Annotated in this window: 18 protein-coding genes; 9 read left to right on the top strand and 9 right to left on the bottom strand. The window is 65.9% G+C overall.

Annotated features, from left to right (window positions below):
* Positions 1-32 precede the first annotated feature (32 nt).
* The 9 genes from LO55_RS15345 to flhD form a co-directional block, all read right to left on the bottom strand.
* Positions 33-536 (bottom strand): chemotaxis protein CheW, encoded by a 504-nt coding sequence (locus LO55_RS15345; protein ID WP_071362121.1) that lies wholly within the window; start codon positions 534-536, stop codon positions 33-35.
* Between the two features lie 31 nt (positions 537-567).
* Positions 568-2,742 (bottom strand): chemotaxis protein CheA, encoded by a 2,175-nt coding sequence (cheA, locus tag LO55_RS15340; protein ID WP_071362120.1) that lies wholly within the window; start codon positions 2,740-2,742, stop codon positions 568-570.
* Between the two features lie 48 nt (positions 2,743-2,790).
* Positions 2,791-3,156, bottom strand: a complete 366-nt coding sequence (locus tag LO55_RS15335) for a response regulator (RefSeq protein WP_005666664.1) — start codon at positions 3,154-3,156, stop codon at positions 2,791-2,793.
* Positions 3,157-3,224: 68 nt separating this feature from the next.
* Entirely contained in the window at positions 3,225-3,773 is a 549-nt protein-coding gene (locus tag LO55_RS15330; protein ID WP_005666662.1) for a hypothetical protein, read from the bottom strand.
* 26 nt (positions 3,774-3,799) lie between these two features.
* A complete protein-coding gene (gene motB, locus LO55_RS15325) occupies positions 3,800-4,729 on the bottom strand; it encodes a flagellar motor protein MotB (protein ID WP_071362119.1) in 930 nt (309 codons plus the stop codon).
* A 52-nt stretch (positions 4,730-4,781) separates the two neighbouring features.
* Positions 4,782-5,636: a flagellar motor stator protein MotA gene (gene motA / locus LO55_RS15320; RefSeq protein WP_005666659.1), complete on the bottom strand. Its 855-nt coding sequence runs from the start codon at positions 5,634-5,636 to the stop codon at positions 4,782-4,784.
* A gap of 147 nt (positions 5,637-5,783) precedes the next feature.
* Positions 5,784-6,590, bottom strand: a complete 807-nt coding sequence (locus tag LO55_RS15315) for a class I SAM-dependent methyltransferase (RefSeq protein WP_071362118.1) — start codon at positions 6,588-6,590, stop codon at positions 5,784-5,786.
* A complete protein-coding gene (gene flhC / locus LO55_RS15310) occupies positions 6,547-7,146 on the bottom strand; it encodes a flagellar transcriptional regulator FlhC (protein WP_071362117.1) in 600 nt (199 codons plus the stop codon). The genes LO55_RS15315 and flhC overlap by 44 nt, the downstream gene beginning before the upstream one ends.
* A 54-nt stretch (positions 7,147-7,200) precedes the next feature.
* Positions 7,201-7,518 carry a flagellar transcriptional regulator FlhD gene (gene flhD / locus LO55_RS15305; protein ID WP_005666655.1) on the bottom strand — a complete coding sequence of 106 codons (318 nt, stop codon included), beginning with the start codon at positions 7,516-7,518 and terminating at the stop codon, positions 7,201-7,203.
* A 599-nt stretch (positions 7,519-8,117) separates the two neighbouring features.
* Between flhD and kynU the strand changes: the two genes are divergently transcribed.
* From kynU to LO55_RS15260, 9 genes are all read left to right on the top strand, one after another.
* Positions 8,118-9,392 carry a kynureninase gene (gene kynU / locus LO55_RS15300; RefSeq protein ID WP_177185528.1) on the top strand — a complete coding sequence of 425 codons (1,275 nt, stop codon included), beginning with the start codon at positions 8,118-8,120 and terminating at the stop codon, positions 9,390-9,392.
* Between the two features lie 12 nt (positions 9,393-9,404).
* On the top strand, positions 9,405-10,253 hold the full coding sequence (gene kynA, locus LO55_RS15295; RefSeq protein ID WP_071362116.1) for a tryptophan 2,3-dioxygenase: 849 nt from the start codon (positions 9,405-9,407) through the stop codon (positions 10,251-10,253).
* Positions 10,254-10,312: 59 nt separating this feature from the next.
* The gene (locus LO55_RS15290) at positions 10,313-11,464 is read left to right on the top strand and encodes an acyltransferase family protein (RefSeq protein ID WP_071362115.1); all 1,152 of its coding nucleotides are present in this window, start codon (positions 10,313-10,315) and stop codon (positions 11,462-11,464) included.
* The gene (locus LO55_RS15285) at positions 11,454-12,002 is read left to right on the top strand and encodes an RBBP9/YdeN family alpha/beta hydrolase (RefSeq protein WP_005666648.1); all 549 of its coding nucleotides are present in this window, start codon (positions 11,454-11,456) and stop codon (positions 12,000-12,002) included. Before LO55_RS15290 ends, LO55_RS15285 begins: the two co-directional genes overlap by 11 nt.
* Positions 11,999-12,526: a GNAT family N-acetyltransferase gene (locus tag LO55_RS15280; protein ID WP_071362114.1), complete on the top strand. Its 528-nt coding sequence runs from the start codon at positions 11,999-12,001 to the stop codon at positions 12,524-12,526. The genes LO55_RS15285 and LO55_RS15280 overlap by 4 nt, the downstream gene beginning before the upstream one ends.
* Positions 12,523-12,921 carry a GFA family protein gene (locus LO55_RS15275; protein ID WP_005666645.1) on the top strand — a complete coding sequence of 133 codons (399 nt, stop codon included), beginning with the start codon at positions 12,523-12,525 and terminating at the stop codon, positions 12,919-12,921. Before LO55_RS15280 ends, LO55_RS15275 begins: the two co-directional genes overlap by 4 nt.
* Positions 12,922-12,928: 7 nt before the next feature.
* Positions 12,929-13,825 (top strand): aromatic amino acid DMT transporter YddG, encoded by an 897-nt coding sequence (gene yddG / locus LO55_RS15270; protein ID WP_071362113.1) that lies wholly within the window; start codon positions 12,929-12,931, stop codon positions 13,823-13,825.
* Positions 13,826-13,932: 107 nt separating this feature from the next.
* Entirely contained in the window at positions 13,933-16,107 is a 2,175-nt protein-coding gene (locus LO55_RS15265) for a TonB-dependent siderophore receptor (protein WP_083415342.1), read from the top strand.
* A 9-nt stretch (positions 16,108-16,116) separates the two neighbouring features.
* Positions 16,117-16,455, top strand: a complete 339-nt coding sequence (locus tag LO55_RS15260; RefSeq protein ID WP_071362111.1) for a DUF3325 family protein — start codon at positions 16,117-16,119, stop codon at positions 16,453-16,455.
* The last annotated feature ends 44 nt before the right edge of the window (positions 16,456-16,499 follow it).

Raw genomic sequence — 16,499 nt, 5'->3', positions numbered from 1 at the left:
CCGGATGGTTGGTGCTGCGTGCCGCCGCGAAATCAGGCGGCCAGCTTGTCGATCAGGCCCATTTCGCCCGAGGACATCAGCTTGTCGATGTCGACCAGGATCAGCATGCGCTCGTCGACCGTACCCAGGCCGATCATGTAGTCGGAGTTGAAGGCGGTGCCCATCTCCGGCGCCGGCTTGATCTGGTCCGGGGTCAGGGTGGTCACGTCGGACACGCTGTCGACCACCATGCCCATGATGCGGCCACCGATGTTCAGGATGATCACGACGGTGAACTGGTCGTACACCGGGGTGCCCAGGTTGAACTTGATGCGCATGTCGACCACCGGGATGATGATGCCGCGCAGGTTGATCACGCCCTTGATGAATTCGGGCGCGTTGGCGATGCGGGTCACGGCTTCGTAGCCGCGGATTTCCTGCACTTTCAGGATGTCGATGCCGTATTCCTCGGAGCCCAGGGTGAAGGCCAGGAATTCGTTGCCGGCGCCGTCGTTCGCGGTCCCGTCAGCCGAGGTGGTGTTTGCCAGGTTGGACATGGGTTTCCTCTTTTGTTAATGATGTAGAAATTTATAGAACGACGGGGTCGTCGGCCAGCTGACGCGACGAGCGCACCAGCGCCGCCACGTCGAGGATGAGGGCGACGCCGCCGTCGCCCATGATGGTTGCGCCGGAAATGCCGGCCACCTTGCGGTAATTCGCTTCCAGGTTCTTGACCACCACCTGCTGCTGGCCCACCAGTTCGTCCACGAACAGCGCCGCCTTCTTGCCCTCGGTCTCGAGGATGACGACGATGCCGTCGCTCGGTTCGCGGTGGCGCGGCTCGATGTCGAACATCTGGTGCAGCGGAATCAAGGGCAGGTATTCGCCGCGCACCTTCAATACGCGCCCGCGCCCTGCGATGTCGCGCACGTCTTCGGGCGCCGGCTGCAGCGACTCGACCACGAAGGACAGCGGCAGGATATAGATCTCGTCGCCGCTCCTGATCGACATGCCGTCCAGGATCGCCAGGGTCAGGGGCAGCGAGATCGAGATCGTGGTGCCGAAACCGGCCGCCGAACGGATGTCGACCGTGCCGCCCATGGCGGTGATGTTGCGCTTGACGACGTCCATGCCGACCCCGCGGCCGGAGACGTCGGTGACCACTTCGGCGGTCGAGAAGCCGGGCGCGAAGATCAGCTGCCAGACTTCCGAATCCGTCATGTTGTCGGACACCGCCAGGCCGTTCGAGGCCGCCTTGGCCAGGATCTTCTCGCGATTCAGGCCGCCGCCGTCGTCCGCCACTTCGATCACGATGTGGCCGCCCTGGTGGCCGGCCGACAGGAACAGGCGCCCCGCTTCCGATTTGCCGGCGGCGACGCGCGCGGCCGGCATCTCGACGCCGTGGTCGATCGAGTTGCGCACCAGGTGCGTCAGCGGATCGACGATGCGTTCGATCAGGCCCTTGTCCAGTTCGGTGGCGGCGCCGTGGGTGATGAAGTCGACCTTCTTGCCGAGTTTGCCGGCCAGGTCACGCACCATGCGCGGGAAGCGCGAGAACACGAAGTCCATCGGCATCATGCGGATCGACATCACGGCCTCTTGCAGCTCGCGCGTGTTGCGCCCCAGCTGGCTCACCGACGACAGCAGGCGCTCGTGCAGGATCGGGTCGAGCACATTGCTGCGCTGCTCGAGCATGGCGTTGGTGATCACCAGTTCGCCGATCAGGTTGATCAGCTGGTCGACCTTCTCCACCGAGACCCGGATCGAGGACGATTCATTTTTATCGTCCTTCTTCGCGGCCTTTTTCTCGGCGCTCAGTTCGGCCAGGTGCTCGACCACGCTTTGGGCATGACCGTGTGCCTGCGCCGAGATGCTGGCGGCCACGGGTTCCGGCGGGGCGGCGACGATGCCGGCCGCGGCGCGGATCTGCTCGATCGGCTGGAAGAAGCCATAACCGAGATCGTCTTCCGACAGCTCGCCGCCGGCCGGGCTGATATCGTCGTCGGGACCGAAGAAACCGTAGCCCTGCGCATCCTCGATGCGCTTGCGCTCGGCCGCCTCGATCGCGCGCTGTTCGGGCGTGAGCGCCGGCGCCTCGAAGATCTTCAGGTCGTCCGGGTCGAGCACGAAGGAGCAGATCGCGATGATGTCGTCCAGGCTCTCGTGGGTGGTGATGATCAATGCCGTGCGCCCGCCCTCGAGCGGCGCCACCGAGACGCGGCCCATCAGGCCCAGTTCGTCGACCAGGGCGTTGATGTCGCGCTGGGCCACCTGCGGCAGTTCGATCTTGTAGCGGTGCGCGCCTTCGATCTGGTGCTCGGTGCGCGGCTGGGCCGTCAGGTAGGACGGCGCCACCACCGGCGCGGCCGGCACCAGGCCCTCGGCCAGGTCGTGCAGGGCCATGCGCACGTTGGCGATGGCCTCGTTGTCGACGTGCGCGCCATGGCGGTGGCCGTCGAGCTGCATCTTGAGCCCGTCCTTGGCCGCCAGGAAGGCGTCCACGTGGTTCGAGGTCAGCGCCATCTCGCCCTTGCGGATGCGGTCCAGCAGCGACTCCAGCACGTGGGTCACGTCGCACATGTCGGTCAGGCCGAAGGTCGATGCGCCGCCCTTGACCGAGTGGGCGGTGCGGAAGATCGCGTTCAGGTCTTCCGCATCGGGCGCGGCGACGTCGACGCCCAGCAGCAGGCGTTCCATTTCGGCGAGCAGTTCTTCTGCCTCGTCGAAAAAGACCTGGTAAAACTGGCTGATGTCGATGGTCATGATGCCGTCCGCTCGAGTGAAAGCATGGTCAGGGCGTCGCGCATGGCGTCAGCCGATCACTTTTTTGACCACCTCGATCAGGCGCTGCGGATCGAAGGGCTTGACCAGCCAGCCGTTGGCGCCGGCGGCGCGGCCCTTGTTCTTCATCTCGTCCGACGATTCGGTGGTCAGCATCAGGATCGGCGTCTTGGCGTAACCCGGCAGGGTACGCAAGGTTTTAATCAGCTGCAGGCCGTCCATCTTCGGCATGTTCTGGTCGGTCAGCACCAGGTCGACGTTCTGCAGCTTCGCCTTGTCCAGGCCATCCTGGCCGTCCACCGCTTCCACCACGTTGTAGCCAGCCGCCTTCAGGCTGAAGGCCACCATCTGGCGCAGCGAACTGGAATCGTCGACCGCGAGAATCGTTTTTGCCATTTTATGCTCCTGCTATTTTGTATCCGGCTTCACGCCGGTTGAATTATTCGTTAATACCCCGACAGCGCTCAGAACAGCTCGACGTCGCCGCTTTCCAGGTGCTTCTGCTCGACCGAGCGGCGCAGCATGCTGCGCAGTTCGAGCGACTGGATCGCCAGCGCCATGCTGACCTTGCCGAGCCGGTCGACGATCTCGTCGCTGTCGGTCTCGGGCGCGATGTCGGCGCCATGCTCGCTGAGCGTGCCCAAAAAGTCGCGCAGCCCCGCCACGCGCCGCAGTGTACGTTCAATCAGTTGCGCCGTCATGTCCTGGAACTGCATGCTGGTGATCGCCGTGTTCACGTGCGCGCCCACTTCGGACGACATCGACGACAGCAAGGATCGATCTTCAAGCGATAGCGCACCGCCCTCCAGCAGCCGCTCGATCGCTTCCTGGCGCGCGCCGACCGCCGTGTGCACCGCCATGAAGCTGGCGGTCAGCTTGTCGATCGCTTCTTCCAGCAGCAGCTCGGTCTGCAGCAGGTCGGTCTCGACCTCGGTCAGGTGGCGCCGCCCGTGCATGGACACGCCCGACAGCAGGCGCTTCACATGCGATCCCAATATTTTTTTTCTTGTCATTTCACTCTCTCCAGTCCTGCCCTGGCTTACTTTGTCACTGCTTCCAGCGTGGCGGTGGCCGCCGCTTCGGCATCCGCCGGCACGTCCAGCGTCGCCGCGTCGCGCCGCACCGCGTCTTCGGTGCGCTTGTTCATGACGATGATGCTGATGCGGCGATTGACCGGGTTGAACGGGTCCTTCGCATCGAGGTGGGCGGCCGAGGCCAGGCCCACCACGCGCAGCACCTTGTCGTCCTGCAGGCCGCCCAGCACCATCTCGCGGCGCGAGGCGTTGGCGCGGTCGGCCGACAGTTCCCAGTTGCTGTAGCCGGCATCGCTGTAGTACGGCGTCGAATCGGTATGGCCCGAGATCCCGATCTTGTTCGGCACTTCGTTCAGCACCATGCCGATGATGTGCAGGATTTCCTTGGTATATGGCTGCAGCTCGGCCTTGGCCAGCGCGAACATCGGCCGGTTCTTCTCGTCCACGATCTGGATGCGCAGGCCTTCGCTGGTGATGTCGAGCAGCAGCTGGTTCTGGTACTTCTTGAGCATCGGGTTGACCTCGATGGCCGACTCGATGCGCGCCTTCAGCATTTGCAGTCGCTGTCCTTCTTCGCGCGCCAGCGCGGCCTTGGCCGCCTGCAGGTCGTAGGTCTTCTTCTCGGGCGGCGAATCGCCGCGCTTGACCTGGCCCGCGGTACGGGTCAGGTCTTCGCCGCCGCCCTTGATCACCGACGACGAGTCGCCCGAACCGGAGCCGCCCGCCATCGCCACCTTCAGCGGCGTCTTGAAGTATTCCGAAATGCCGACCAGGTCGCCCTTGGCGGTCGAGCCCAGCAGCCACATGAGCAGGAAGAACGCCATCATCGCGGTCACGAAGTCGGCGTAGGCGATCTTCCAGGCGCCGCCGTGGTGGCCGCCGGCCACCTTCTTGATCCGCTTGACGACGATGGGCCGCGCGTTGTCGTCAGCCATGCGCGCCTCCCTTCATGCAGCCGGGGGTGAATTCGAATGCGGTCATCGCGGCTTACTTCTTCTTCTTGATATGCTCTTCGAGCTCGGCGAAGGTCGGGCGCTCGGTCGAGTACAGCACCTTGCGGCCGAATTCGACGGCCAGGGCCGGGGCATAGCCGTTCAGGCTCGCCAGCAGCGTGACCTTCACGCACTGGAACATCTTGGTCGATTCCTCGAGCTTCTGTTCCAGCACGCTCGCCAGCGGGGTGACGAAGGCGTAGGCCAGCAGGATGCCCAGGAAGGTGCCGACCAGCGCCTTCGCGATCAGGATGCCCAGCTCGGCCGGCGGCAGGCCGACCGATTCCATGGTGTGGACCACGCCCATCACCGCCGCCACGATGCCGAAGGCCGGCAGGCCGTCGCCGACCTTGGCGATCACGTGGGCCGGCACGGCGCCTTCGTGGTGGTGGGTCTCGATCTCGTTGTCCATCAGGTTTTCGATCTGCATCGCGTCCATGTTCCCCGACACCATCAGGCGCAGGTAATCGGTCATGAATTCGATGATGTGATGGTCGGCCAGCACCGCCGGATACTTGGAGAACAGCGGCGACGATTCGGGCGCCTCGATGTCGCCCTCGATCGACATCAGGCCTTCCTTGCGCACTTTCGACAGCACGTCGAATTGCAGGGCCATCAGCTCCATATACATGTCTTTGGTGAACTTGGAGCCTTTGAAGACACTCGGCAAGGCCTTCATGGTGGCCTTGATCGACTTGCCGTTGTTACCGACAAAGAAGGCGCCAAAGGCGGCGCCGCCGATCATCAACAGCTCGATCGGCTGCCACAGCGAAGCCAGGTGGCCGCCGGCGAGCGCAAACCCGCCGAACACGCAGGCGCAGACGATGATGTAACCAACAATCACTAACAAGGGATTTTGCTCCAGAAAAGCCTGTTCCGACCTCGTCCTGAGGACCCGAAACCGGTAATTTCAGAAAAAGTTTATTCAGGGAACTACTCTAGCTGGAGAATGGTCCACGGGCAAGTAAAACCACCCCGAATACTCACCATTTGTCGCCTAAAAGTCCCACATGTACAGCGCCGGCCCGTCTGTGGCAGGATGGATAACGCGGCTCGGCGGCCGGTCTTCGATGACGAATTCGTAACTGAAAAGCGTCGACCCGGGTCGCATCTCGCGCGCGGCCTTGCGCCACAGCGCGCTCATCGCGGCCGGCGACAGATAGGCGAACACCGCGTCGTAGTCGCCGAGGTCGAGTCGTTCGTAGTCGCCGCGGATGAAGCGCGCGCGGCTACGGGTGGCCAGCGCGCGCAGGTGGCTGGCCAGCCAGGGCAGCGGCGCCAGCTCGATGCCCTCGAAGCGCGACTCCGGCCGGCGCCGCTGCAAGTCGAGCACCAGGCCGCCGATGCCGCTGCCGATGTCGATCACGCGCACCGGCCGGTCTTGCGGCAGCGCGGCCGCGACCGCCGCCCACACCTTGCGTCCGGACGGGTAATACGGCACTTGCGTGCGATAAGTCGACCAGTACAGCAATAACAGGAACAGGAAGACGGCGAGAAAGGCGGCCGGCGGCAGTTCGAGCGCGCTGGCGCCCGGCAACGCCAGCGGAAAGCCGAACTGGATCGCGCGCCACCAGCTAGCCAGCCCGCGCCACCAGGACAGCAGCGCGGCCAGCACGCCCTGCACCAGGGCGACGTGCCAATACGACAATATCAAGCCGCTGCTGGCGAGCAGGTAGACGACGGCGAGCGTGAGCGGAAAGGCGGCGACCTGGATCAGGAGCGCCCGGACCGCCGGAAAGCGCAACAGACGCGGCGCCAAGTCAGGCGCTGTCCCGGCCGGCGGAATCCTCGTCGTCGGCCGCATCGGCGACGGCGCGCTCGGCCGCCTCGCGGGCATCCTTGGCCTTGCGGGTCTTGCCGGCGCGCGAAGGCATGTGGCACAGGCCGCACAGGTAGTCGGCGTTCAGGTCGAGGGCGTTGACGATGAACTTGCCCTGGCAGCGGCTGCACGGGGCCAGCAGCAGCATGCCGCTCTGGAAGAAACGCACCAGGGTCCAGGCGCGCGTGAGCGACAGCAGCGGCTCTTCACCCGGCGCCGGCGGCATCTGTTCGAGGTAGAGTTGATAGGCCTTCATGACGGCCTGGATGCCGGAGGCGCCGGCATGCTCCACCAGGAACTGGTGGATGTTCATGAACAACGAGGAGTGGATGTTCGGTTGCCAGGTCAGGAACCAATCGGTGGAGAACGGGAGCATGCCCTTGGGTGGAGAGACACCCTTGAGCTCCTTGTAAAGCTTGAGCAAGCGTTCGCGCGACAGCGAGACCTCGGTCTCCAGCAACTGCAGGCGTGCGCCCAGGTTGATCAGTTCGATCGCGAGCTGGATTTCCTGCGCTTCGGATACGACGCTTTTCTTGCTCATGCACTGCTCCCAGCCTGTTCCAAGGCGGCCCCACCAAGTGGCCGCTGGCAGGGATTATACGATCTCTTCGACCGGCTGGCCCGCCATCAGGATGGCTGCGTGCGATTGCGCCAGGCTGCGTTCCTTGGTGTGGCTGGTCAGCATGCCCAGGATCGCGGTGTCGTCGAAGCGGAAACGGGCCAGCATCATGTTGCCGCCGGCGAGCTTCAGGATCTGGGCATTGCTCATGCCTTCGATCAGGTCGGCGATCTCGGCCGACACGCCCAGGCGGAAGATGGCGGTGACTTTGTCGGCACGAATCATCTGCTGGGCCAGCATCAGGTAGCTCAGGTTTGCGTCGCGAATCTCAGCCATCATGTCGTTCATCGTCATCTTCTCTCTCCGTTGGTTGTTTCGGCGCTGTTTGTGTTGCCGACGAGATAGATTCTGACTGTGGGGAAACTTTTCAGGAATTGGACAAAACCTGTATTTTGGGTAGGCGAACGACGAGATGGAGCCGTAGGAGTTTGTCTGACAAACGCCTCTGGCTCCCTATGAAAACCCATGAAAAAACCGGGCTGAAATGGCGCCGGGAAGCGCCTTGATCTGGGTCTACGTCAGACGTCGTCTGTCGCAGAATCACTACAGGTTTTGCTGAATTTACCGCTGGAAACTCAGAATTTTCAGCTTTGTCGTGGCTGCGAGTGTCGCTTTTATGCACTCCACTCATCCATTAACGGCAGCCCGACGACGGACTTTAGGGCTGTTTGAAAATATTTTTTACTATTTTTTCGACGCCTTGCCGCCCTTCTGACTCGTTATCGGACAGCTCATCAGGAACTTTAGGGTTGGCTGCAAAAAAATTTCAAAATTTTTTCGTCAATACATTTAATGCTGTAACGGCAACATTCGGCTGTCGACGGGCGCGGGAACTTGCTACACTGCCGACCTGCGCGCATTCTTGAAGCGTCAACTATTCATATGGGACCGGCATGACCGCACCAATCCTCACCCGCGCCGATTGCCTGGCGCGCGACGCGCTCGACCCGCTGGCCGGGTTGCGCACCCGCTTCGACCTGCCCGAGGGCGTCATCTACCTGGACGGCAACTCGCTCGGCGCCCGCCCTCGCGCCGCCCTGGGCCGCGCCCAGGACGTGGTGGCGCGCGAATGGGGAACCGACCTGATCAAGAGCTGGAACACGGCCGGCTGGTTCGACATGCCGAAACGCCTGGGCGATCGCCTGGCCCCGCTGATCGGCGCCGGACCCGGCGAAGTGGCCGTCACCGACACCACCTCGCTCAACCTGTTCAAGGCGCTGGCTGCGGCGCTGCGCATCCAGTCCCAAGGCGCCAGCGCGGCCCGCCGCGGTGACGACCGCCGCACCATCGTCACCGAACGCAGCAACTTCCCGACCGATATCTATATGGCCGAGGGCCTGAGCCGCTGGCTGGAACGCGGCTACCGGGTGCGCCTGGTGGACAGCGTGGACGAGATTCCGGCCGCGCTCGACCACGATGCCGCGGTGCTGATGCTCACCCACGTCAACTACCGCACCGGCTACCAGCACGACATGGCCACGCTGACCCGCCTCGCGCACGAGGCCGGGGCGCTGGCGGTCTGGGACCTGGCCCACTCGGCCGGCGCGGTGCCGGTCGACCTGCGCGCCGCCGACGCCGACTTCGCCGTCGGCTGCACCTATAAATACCTGAACGGCGGGCCGGGCGCCCCGGCCTTCATCTGGGTGCCGCAAAGACACCAGGCGGGGTTCGACCACCCGCTGTCGGGCTGGTGGGGCCATGCCAGCCCGTTCGCGATGGCGCCCGCCTTCGCCCCGGTGGCCGGCATCGGGCGCGCGCTGTGCGGCACGCAACCCATCGTCTCGCTGGCGCTGGTCGAGTGCGGCCTCGAGATCTTCGAGGCGACCGACATGGCGGCGGTGCGCGCCAAGTCGCTGGCCTTGACCGACCTGTTCATCGGCCTGGTCGAACGCCGCTGCGCCGGCCATCCGCTGGGCCTGGTGACGCCGCGCGAACACGCGCGCCGCGGCAGCCAGGTGAGCTTCACCCACCCGCACGGCTATGCGGTGATGGCGGCCCTGATCGCGCGCGGCGTGATCGGCGACTACCGCGAGCCCGAGATCATGCGCTTCGGCTTCACGCCGCTGTATACGAGTTACGCGGACGTCTGGGATGCGGTCGAGATCCTGAAGGACATCCTGGACCGCAACGACTACGACTTGGCCGCCGCGCGCGGCGCCGTCACCTGACAAGGCGCCGACATGAACAAGGAACAGAACGAGGGCCAGCCGGCCGAATGGCATGGCGCCAAAATGGACTTGCGCGAAGCCATGAGCTACGGCGACTACCTGGGCCTGGACCAGATCCTGAACGCCCAGCATCCGCGCTCGCCGAATCACAACGAGCTGCTGTTCATCATCCAGCACCAGACCAGCGAACTGTGGATCAAGCTGATGCTGCACGAGCTGCAGGCGGTGCGGCGCCACATCCGCGAAGGCAACCTGCCGCCCGCCTTCAAGATGCTGGCGCGGGTGGCGCGCATCATGGACCAGCTGGTGCACGCCTGGGACGTGCTGGCCACCATGACCCCGCCCGAATACACGGCGATCCGCCCCTACCTCGGCGCCTCGTCGGGCTTCCAGTCGTTCCAGTACCGCGAACTGGAATTCATCCTCGGGAACAAGAACCCGGCCCTGCTGGCGGTGCACGAGAAGGCCCCTGACGCGCATGCCATCCTTGCGCGCGAACTGGCCCTGCCCTCGATCTACGACGAGGCGGTGATGCTGCTGGCGCGCAGCGGTTTCGCCATCGACCCGGCGCGGCTCGACGCCGACTGGACCGGGCCGACCCGCGCCGACGACTCGGTCAAGGCGGCCTGGCTGCAGGTGTATGGCGACACCTCCCGTCACTGGGCGCTGTACGAGCTGGCCGAAAAGCTGGTCGACCTGGAGACGGCGTTCCGCTTCTGGCGCTTCCGCCACGTCAGCACGGTCGAGCGCATCATCGGCTTCAAGACCGGGACCGGCGGCACCGCCGGCGTGAGCTATCTGCGCAAGATGCTGGACGTGGTGCTGTTCCCGGAACTGTTCGCGCTGCGCACCGAGCTCTGACTGCCGGCGGCGGACCGGTTGGCGTCGCCATCGGTCCGTTTTGCATTAATATAAACGCCATGCGCGCCGCCCCCTCCCCACTCGACCAGCCGTTCTCGGTCTACCTCGACCTGGTCCGCTTCCTGGCGGCGCTGGCGGTCGTGGCGATGCACGTGCGCCAGTTCGGCCTGGTGGAAGCCCCCGGCGCCGACCACCTGACCCTGTTCGGGCGCGAAGCCGTGATGGCCTTCTTCGTGCTGTCGGGCTTCGTGATCGCCTATACCACCGCGCAGCGCCGCCCGAGCGCGCGCGAATACGCGCTGGCGCGCGCCGCCCGCATCTATTCGGTGGCGCTGCCGGTGCTGCTGCTGGCCTTCGCCTGCGCCAGCCTGGTGCGCGGCCACCTGATGACCGGCATGGACCTGCACTACCAGCTGGCCAAGCCCTGGCTCTACATCCCGTTCCACCTGCTGTTCCTGGGCGACCTGTGGGCCCTGGCCGAAGTGCCGCCCTGGCTCGGCCCCTGGTGGTCGCTCAACTACGAGGTCTGGTACTACGTGCTGTTCGGCGTCGCCTGCTACGTGCGCGGGCCGTGGCGCTTGCCGGCCCTGGGCCTGGTGCTGGCCGTCATGGGCATCAAACTGTGGCTGCTGCTGCCGGTCTGGCTGGCCGGGGTCGCGCTCTACCACTGGCAGGCAAGGCATGCGCTCCCATGCGCCCTGGCGCGCCTCGGCTGGATCGCCAGCCTGGTCCTGCTGGTGCTCTACGAAGCAAGCGGGATCGAGGAAACCCTGCGCGCGGCCGGCCGCGCTTCCTGGCTCGGACAAGCCTTCACGCTCGGGAATGCCGACCGCTTCCTGGCCGACTACGTGTTCGGGCTGATCGTCTGCCTGAACTTCGCCTGCGCGCGCTTCGCCCGCTTCGACGCGCTGCTGCGCTGCGCGGCGCCGATCCGGCGCCTGGCCTCGTACACGCTGACGCTCTACCTGTCGCATGCGCTGGTGCTGATCGCCTGGCCCGCGCTGTATCCGCACGATCCCGGCAGCATGGTGGATCTGCTGGCCCTCGGCCTGGCCGTGGCCGTCGCGACCGCCGTGCTCGGCATGCTGACCGAGCAGCGCAAGGACGTGTTCCGGCGCCTGCTCGCGCGCCTGGCGGCGGCGCTGTGGCGCCCTGCCCGGCTGGCTCGCGCCTGCGCTGCCCCCATCAAGGAGAAGCAAGATGAAGTGTGATGTCCTGATCCTGCCCGGCCTGTGGAATTCCGGCCCGCGCCACTGGCAAACGCTATGGCATGAACGCAATCCGCACTGGCGCCGCGCCGCGCACCGCGACTGGACCAATCCCCATTGCGACGAATGGGTGGCCGAGCTGGACGCCGCCATCGCCGACTGCCAGGGCGCGCCGATCCTGGTGGCGCACAGCCTGGGCTGCATGCTGGTCGCGCACTGGGCGCTGTCCGGCTCCCCGCTCAAGGTGGCGGGCGCCTTCCTGGTCGCGCCGAGCGACGTCGAGGCGGCGACATATCCGGCCGACCTCAATTGCTGGGCGCCGATCCCGCTGCAGCCGTTGCCCTTCCCCAGCGTGGTGGTGGCCAGCGCCAACGATCCCTTCGCCAGCCTTGACCGCACGGGCGCCTTCGCCGGCGCCTGGGGCAGCCGCCTGGTCGAGATCGGCGACGCCGGGCACCTGAATGCCGATTCGGGCCATGGCGACTGGCCCGAAGGCCTGCGCCTGCTGGAGCAGTTCTGCGACGAGGTCTCCAGCACATGACGGTCCTGCACAGCGCAAGGCTGCGCTTCGAGCCGGTGACCGATGCGCACTACGACGGCATGCGCCTGCTGAACGGCGATCCCGAGGTCATGCGCTACATCAGCGGCCAGGCCGAGACGCCCGAGGAAACCCGCGCCGTCATCGCCCGGGTCAAGGCGCGCTGGGAGACGATCGGCTACTCATGGTGGAATTTCATCGAACATGACACGGGAGAACTGGTCGGCGCCGGCTGCATCCAGCACCTGGCGCAAGACCCCGCCAACCCGCACGAGATCGGCTGGCGCCTGCGGCCCGACCGCTGGGGGCGCGGCTACGCCATCGAAGCCGCCGAGCGCATGGCGCGCTTCGCCTTCGATGAACTCGAGGTCCCGCTGCTGTGCGCGATCTGCGATACCGGCAACCTGCGCTCGGCACGCATCATGGAAAAACTCGGCATGCGGTTTCGTGGCGAGGAAGTCTGGCATGGCCGTCCGACGCTGGCGTACGAGATCGGCCGCGCCGCGTGGCAGGCGCGCCAGGCATGAAGACCTACCACGGAAGCTGCCACTGCGGCGCGGTGCGTTACGCGGCCGACATCGACCTGGCGCTCGGCACGGTCAAGTGCAACTGCTCGATCTGCAGCAAGATGCGCTTCTGGGCCGTCCAGCTCGCGCCGACGGCCTTCCGCCTGCTGCAGGGCCAAGGCTTCTTGCGCGAATACCGCTTCCATACGCGGCGCGACGGTCACCACTTTTGCGGCGAATGCGGCATCAATGTGTTCTCGACCGGCGCTGCGCCGCGCTCGGGTCCTTTCGTGGCCGTCACGGTCGCCAGCCTGGACGACCTGCCGGTCGCCGATCTGCTGGCCGCGCCGGTGCGCCATATCGATGGACGCAACGACAACTGGATCACGCCACCGGCCGAGATCCGCCACTTATGACGTAAGCATGCGCAGTACGAGCAAGACCACGCGGGCCACACTGATCGGCCTGCTTGCCATCCTGTTGTGGAGTTCCATCGTCGGCCTGATCCGCGGCGTGAGCGCGAGCTTCGGCGCCACCGGCGGCGGCGCGCTGATCTATACGGTCGCCTCGATCCTGCTGCTGCTGACAGTCGGCCCGAGCAAGGTGCGCGCGTTTCCGCGCGCCTATCTGGTATTGGGCAGCCTCCTGTTCGTCGCCTACGAGATGTGCCTGGCGCTGTCGATCGGCTACGCCAATACCAACCGCCAGGCGATCGAAGTCGGCATGGTGAACTACCTGTGGCCGGCCTTCACCATGGTGTCCGCCATCGTGTTCAACGGCCAGCGGACGACCTGGCTGATCGCTCCCGGACTGGCGCTGGCGATCGGCGGCGTGTGCTGGGTGCTGGGCGGCGACGCGGGTCTGGACCCGGCCGCGATGGCGGCGAACGTGCGCGACAACCCGCTCAGCTATGGCCTGGCCTTCATCGGCGCCCTAATCTGGGCCAGCTACTGCACCGTCACCGCGCGCATCGCCAACGGCAGCAATGGGGTCACGCTGTTCTTCATGCTGACCGCCACCGCGCTGTGGATCAAGTACCTTGCACTTGGCGGCGAGCCGATGCGGGTCGACCTGCGCGCGCTCGTCTACCTGGCGCTGGCCGCCGCGGCCATGGGCTTCGGCTATGCGGCCTGGAACGTGGGCATCCTGCACGGCAACGTCACGGTCCTGGCCGGCGCCTCGTACTTCATACCCGTGCTGTCCGCCGCGCTGGCGGCGCTGGTTCTGCAGACGCCGCTGTCGCTCGCGTTCTGGCAAGGCGCGGCGATGGTGTGCGCCGGTTCCATTCTATGTTGGCTGGCCACACGCAGAAAGGCCTGAGCTTGCATATTGCATAAATTCACCATATACATCACAATGCGAATCATTCTCATTTGCATTCTCGATATTATCGCGTCTGCCCGCCCACCTCCTGTAGAAAGATTCGCATGAATGCACCGATGCGCCTGCCGCTCGCGCTTGCCCTGGCCCTCGTTTATCCGAGCCACGCCGTCCTGGCCGCCGAAGCACCCGACGAAACGCCGGCGCCATCGACCGTGGTGGTCAACGCCGAACGCCTCGACAGCGGCTATGCGGCCGATTCCGCGTCGGTCGCCAAAGGCAGCGCCAGCCAGCGCGAGACGCCGCAATCGGTGTCGGTCGCCACCCGCCAACGCCTGGACGACCAGAACCTGCGCACCCTCGACGAGGCGCTCGCGAACATCACCGGCCTGGTGGTGGAGCAAGGCAGCAGCCACGAGCGCCGCTTCTATTCGCGCGGTTTCGAGATCGACACGATACAGTACGACGGCGTCGCCACCCAGCGCGGCTCGGGCTTCAACATCAGCCCCGACCTGTCGGTGTTCGAGCGGGTCGAGGTGTTGCGTGGCCCTGCCGGCTTGTTCAACGGGTCCGGCAGCCCCGGCGGCGCCGTCAACCTGGTGCGCAAGCGCCCGCTCAAGATCAACCAGGTGGAGGCGCTGGCCAGCGCTGGCCGCTGGGACAATTACCGGGCCCAGGTCGATGCGAACCGCATCCTGAACGACAGCGGCAGCATGCGCGCCCGCGTCGTCGGCGCCCACGAAGACCGCGAGTTCTTCTACGACGTGTCCAGGAACCAGCGCTCGGTCCTGTACGCCATCGTCGAGGCCGACCTGGCGCCGACGACCACGCTCGGCGTGGGCATCCACCGCGAGGAAAACGACATCACGCCGTTCTATGGCGGCCTGCCGCGCTTCGCCGACGGCGGCGACCTGGGCCTGCCGCGGTCGACCTATATGAACGCGGCCTGGTCGGACACCACGATCGCGTCGACCACCGCCATCGTCGACCTGAACCATCGCTTCAACGACGACTGGAAACTGCGCGTGGCCTTCAGCCGCATGCGCGAGGACAACCATGACCTCAGCGGCTCGGCGTTCGGCGCGGTCGACCGCGCAAGCAACCGCGGTCCATCGCTGTCGTCGTTCCGCGCTCACCTGCTGGGCGAACAGAAGGCGGCCGACGCCACCCTGGAGGGCGGCTTCCATGCTTTCGGTCGCCGCCACGACGTGTTGTTGGGCGCCAACTGGATGCAGCGCGACTATGACAGCACCAGCCAGCTGTACACGATCGCGAACCCGGTGGTCAATCCCTACACCTTCGATCCCTACGATTACGCCGTGGCGCCGACCGCCATCGCACGCCCCGCCACCCACACGCTGGCGGCGGTCGAACAGTCAGGCCTGTTCGGCTCGGTGCGCTTCGCGCTGACCGACACCGTGAAGCTGATCGCCGGCGGCCGCGTCAGCGACTGGAAGAGCTCGACCTTCAACCTGGTGACGAACGCCTACGGCACCCAACCCTATGAGCAGGATGGCGAATTCACTCCCTACGGCGCGCTGCAGTGGGACTTCGCTCCCGCGTGGACGACTTACCTGAGCTATGCCGAGATCTTCCGCTCCCAGGCCAACCAGTACACCGCCAGCGGCGACCCGCTCGATCCCGCTACCGGCAGCAATATCGAGGCGGGCCTGAAAGGCGCGCTGTTCGGCGGACGCCTGAACGCTTCGCTGGCCGCATTCCGCATCCTCGAGAAGAACCGCTCCCAGAGCGATCCGCTCAATCCCTCGCCCTGCATCGGTTCGCCGACCGGCGGCGCCTGCTTCGTCGCCGAAGGCGAAGTGCGCAGCCAGGGCCTGGATGCCGAGCTGACCGGCCAGCTCGCGCCCGGCCTCGACGTCAGCGCCGGCTACACCTGGAACCAGACGAAGTACCTGCGCGACCGCACCGCCGCCGGGCTGCCGAGCGCCAACGAGAACCAGCCGCTGTCGACCTTCACGCCACGCCACCTGGCGCGCATCTGGGCCAGCTGGCGGCCAAGCGGCAGCGCCTGGAGCGTGGGCGGCGGCGTCAACGCCCAGAGCCTGACCTACAAGACCAGCGGCGCGCTGCGCGTCGAACAGGCGGGTTACGCGGTATGGTCGGGCCGGGTCGGCTACCGGATCAAGCGCAACCTGCTGGCCGCGCTCAACTTCAACAATATCTTCGACAAGCACTACTACCGCACGCTGGGCGACGCCAGGGGCGGCAACTGGTACGGCGAGCCGCGCAACGTGACGGCGACGCTCCAGGCGATGTTCTGAGGGCGCGCGATGCCGTCGCTGCTTGCCACGCTGTTCGGCCTGTCCGCCCTCGCCGCGGCGGTGACCGGCTTCCTGGCGCTCGGGCTGGCGATGGAGCGCCACTGGCGCGATGCCCGCGGCGTCCAGGCGCTCGGCACGTTGGCCCTGCTGGTGTCGCTGCTGTACTGTCGAGCGTTGCGCGCGCAGGGATACGGCTTCGTGCCGTGGATCGGCTGCCTGACGGCGGCGGCATGGATCGCGATCGGCCTGCTGTCGCATGACGTGGCGACAGCGACGCGCGCGGCGCGCCTTGCCGCTGCCGCGGCGGCGCTGGGCGGCATGGCGGCGCTGGCACTGCGCTTGGGATGAAAAAAAGCCGGGACATCGCTGTCCCGGCTTTCTGTTTACCTCGC

This window comes from Massilia timonae, from assembly GCF_001866515.1.
In the GTDB taxonomy this organism is placed as follows: Bacteria; Pseudomonadota; Gammaproteobacteria; order Burkholderiales; family Burkholderiaceae_D; genus Telluria; species Telluria timonae.
Note: the sequence above shows the minus strand (reverse complement) of the source record. Positions and strands in the feature narration are given on the sequence as shown.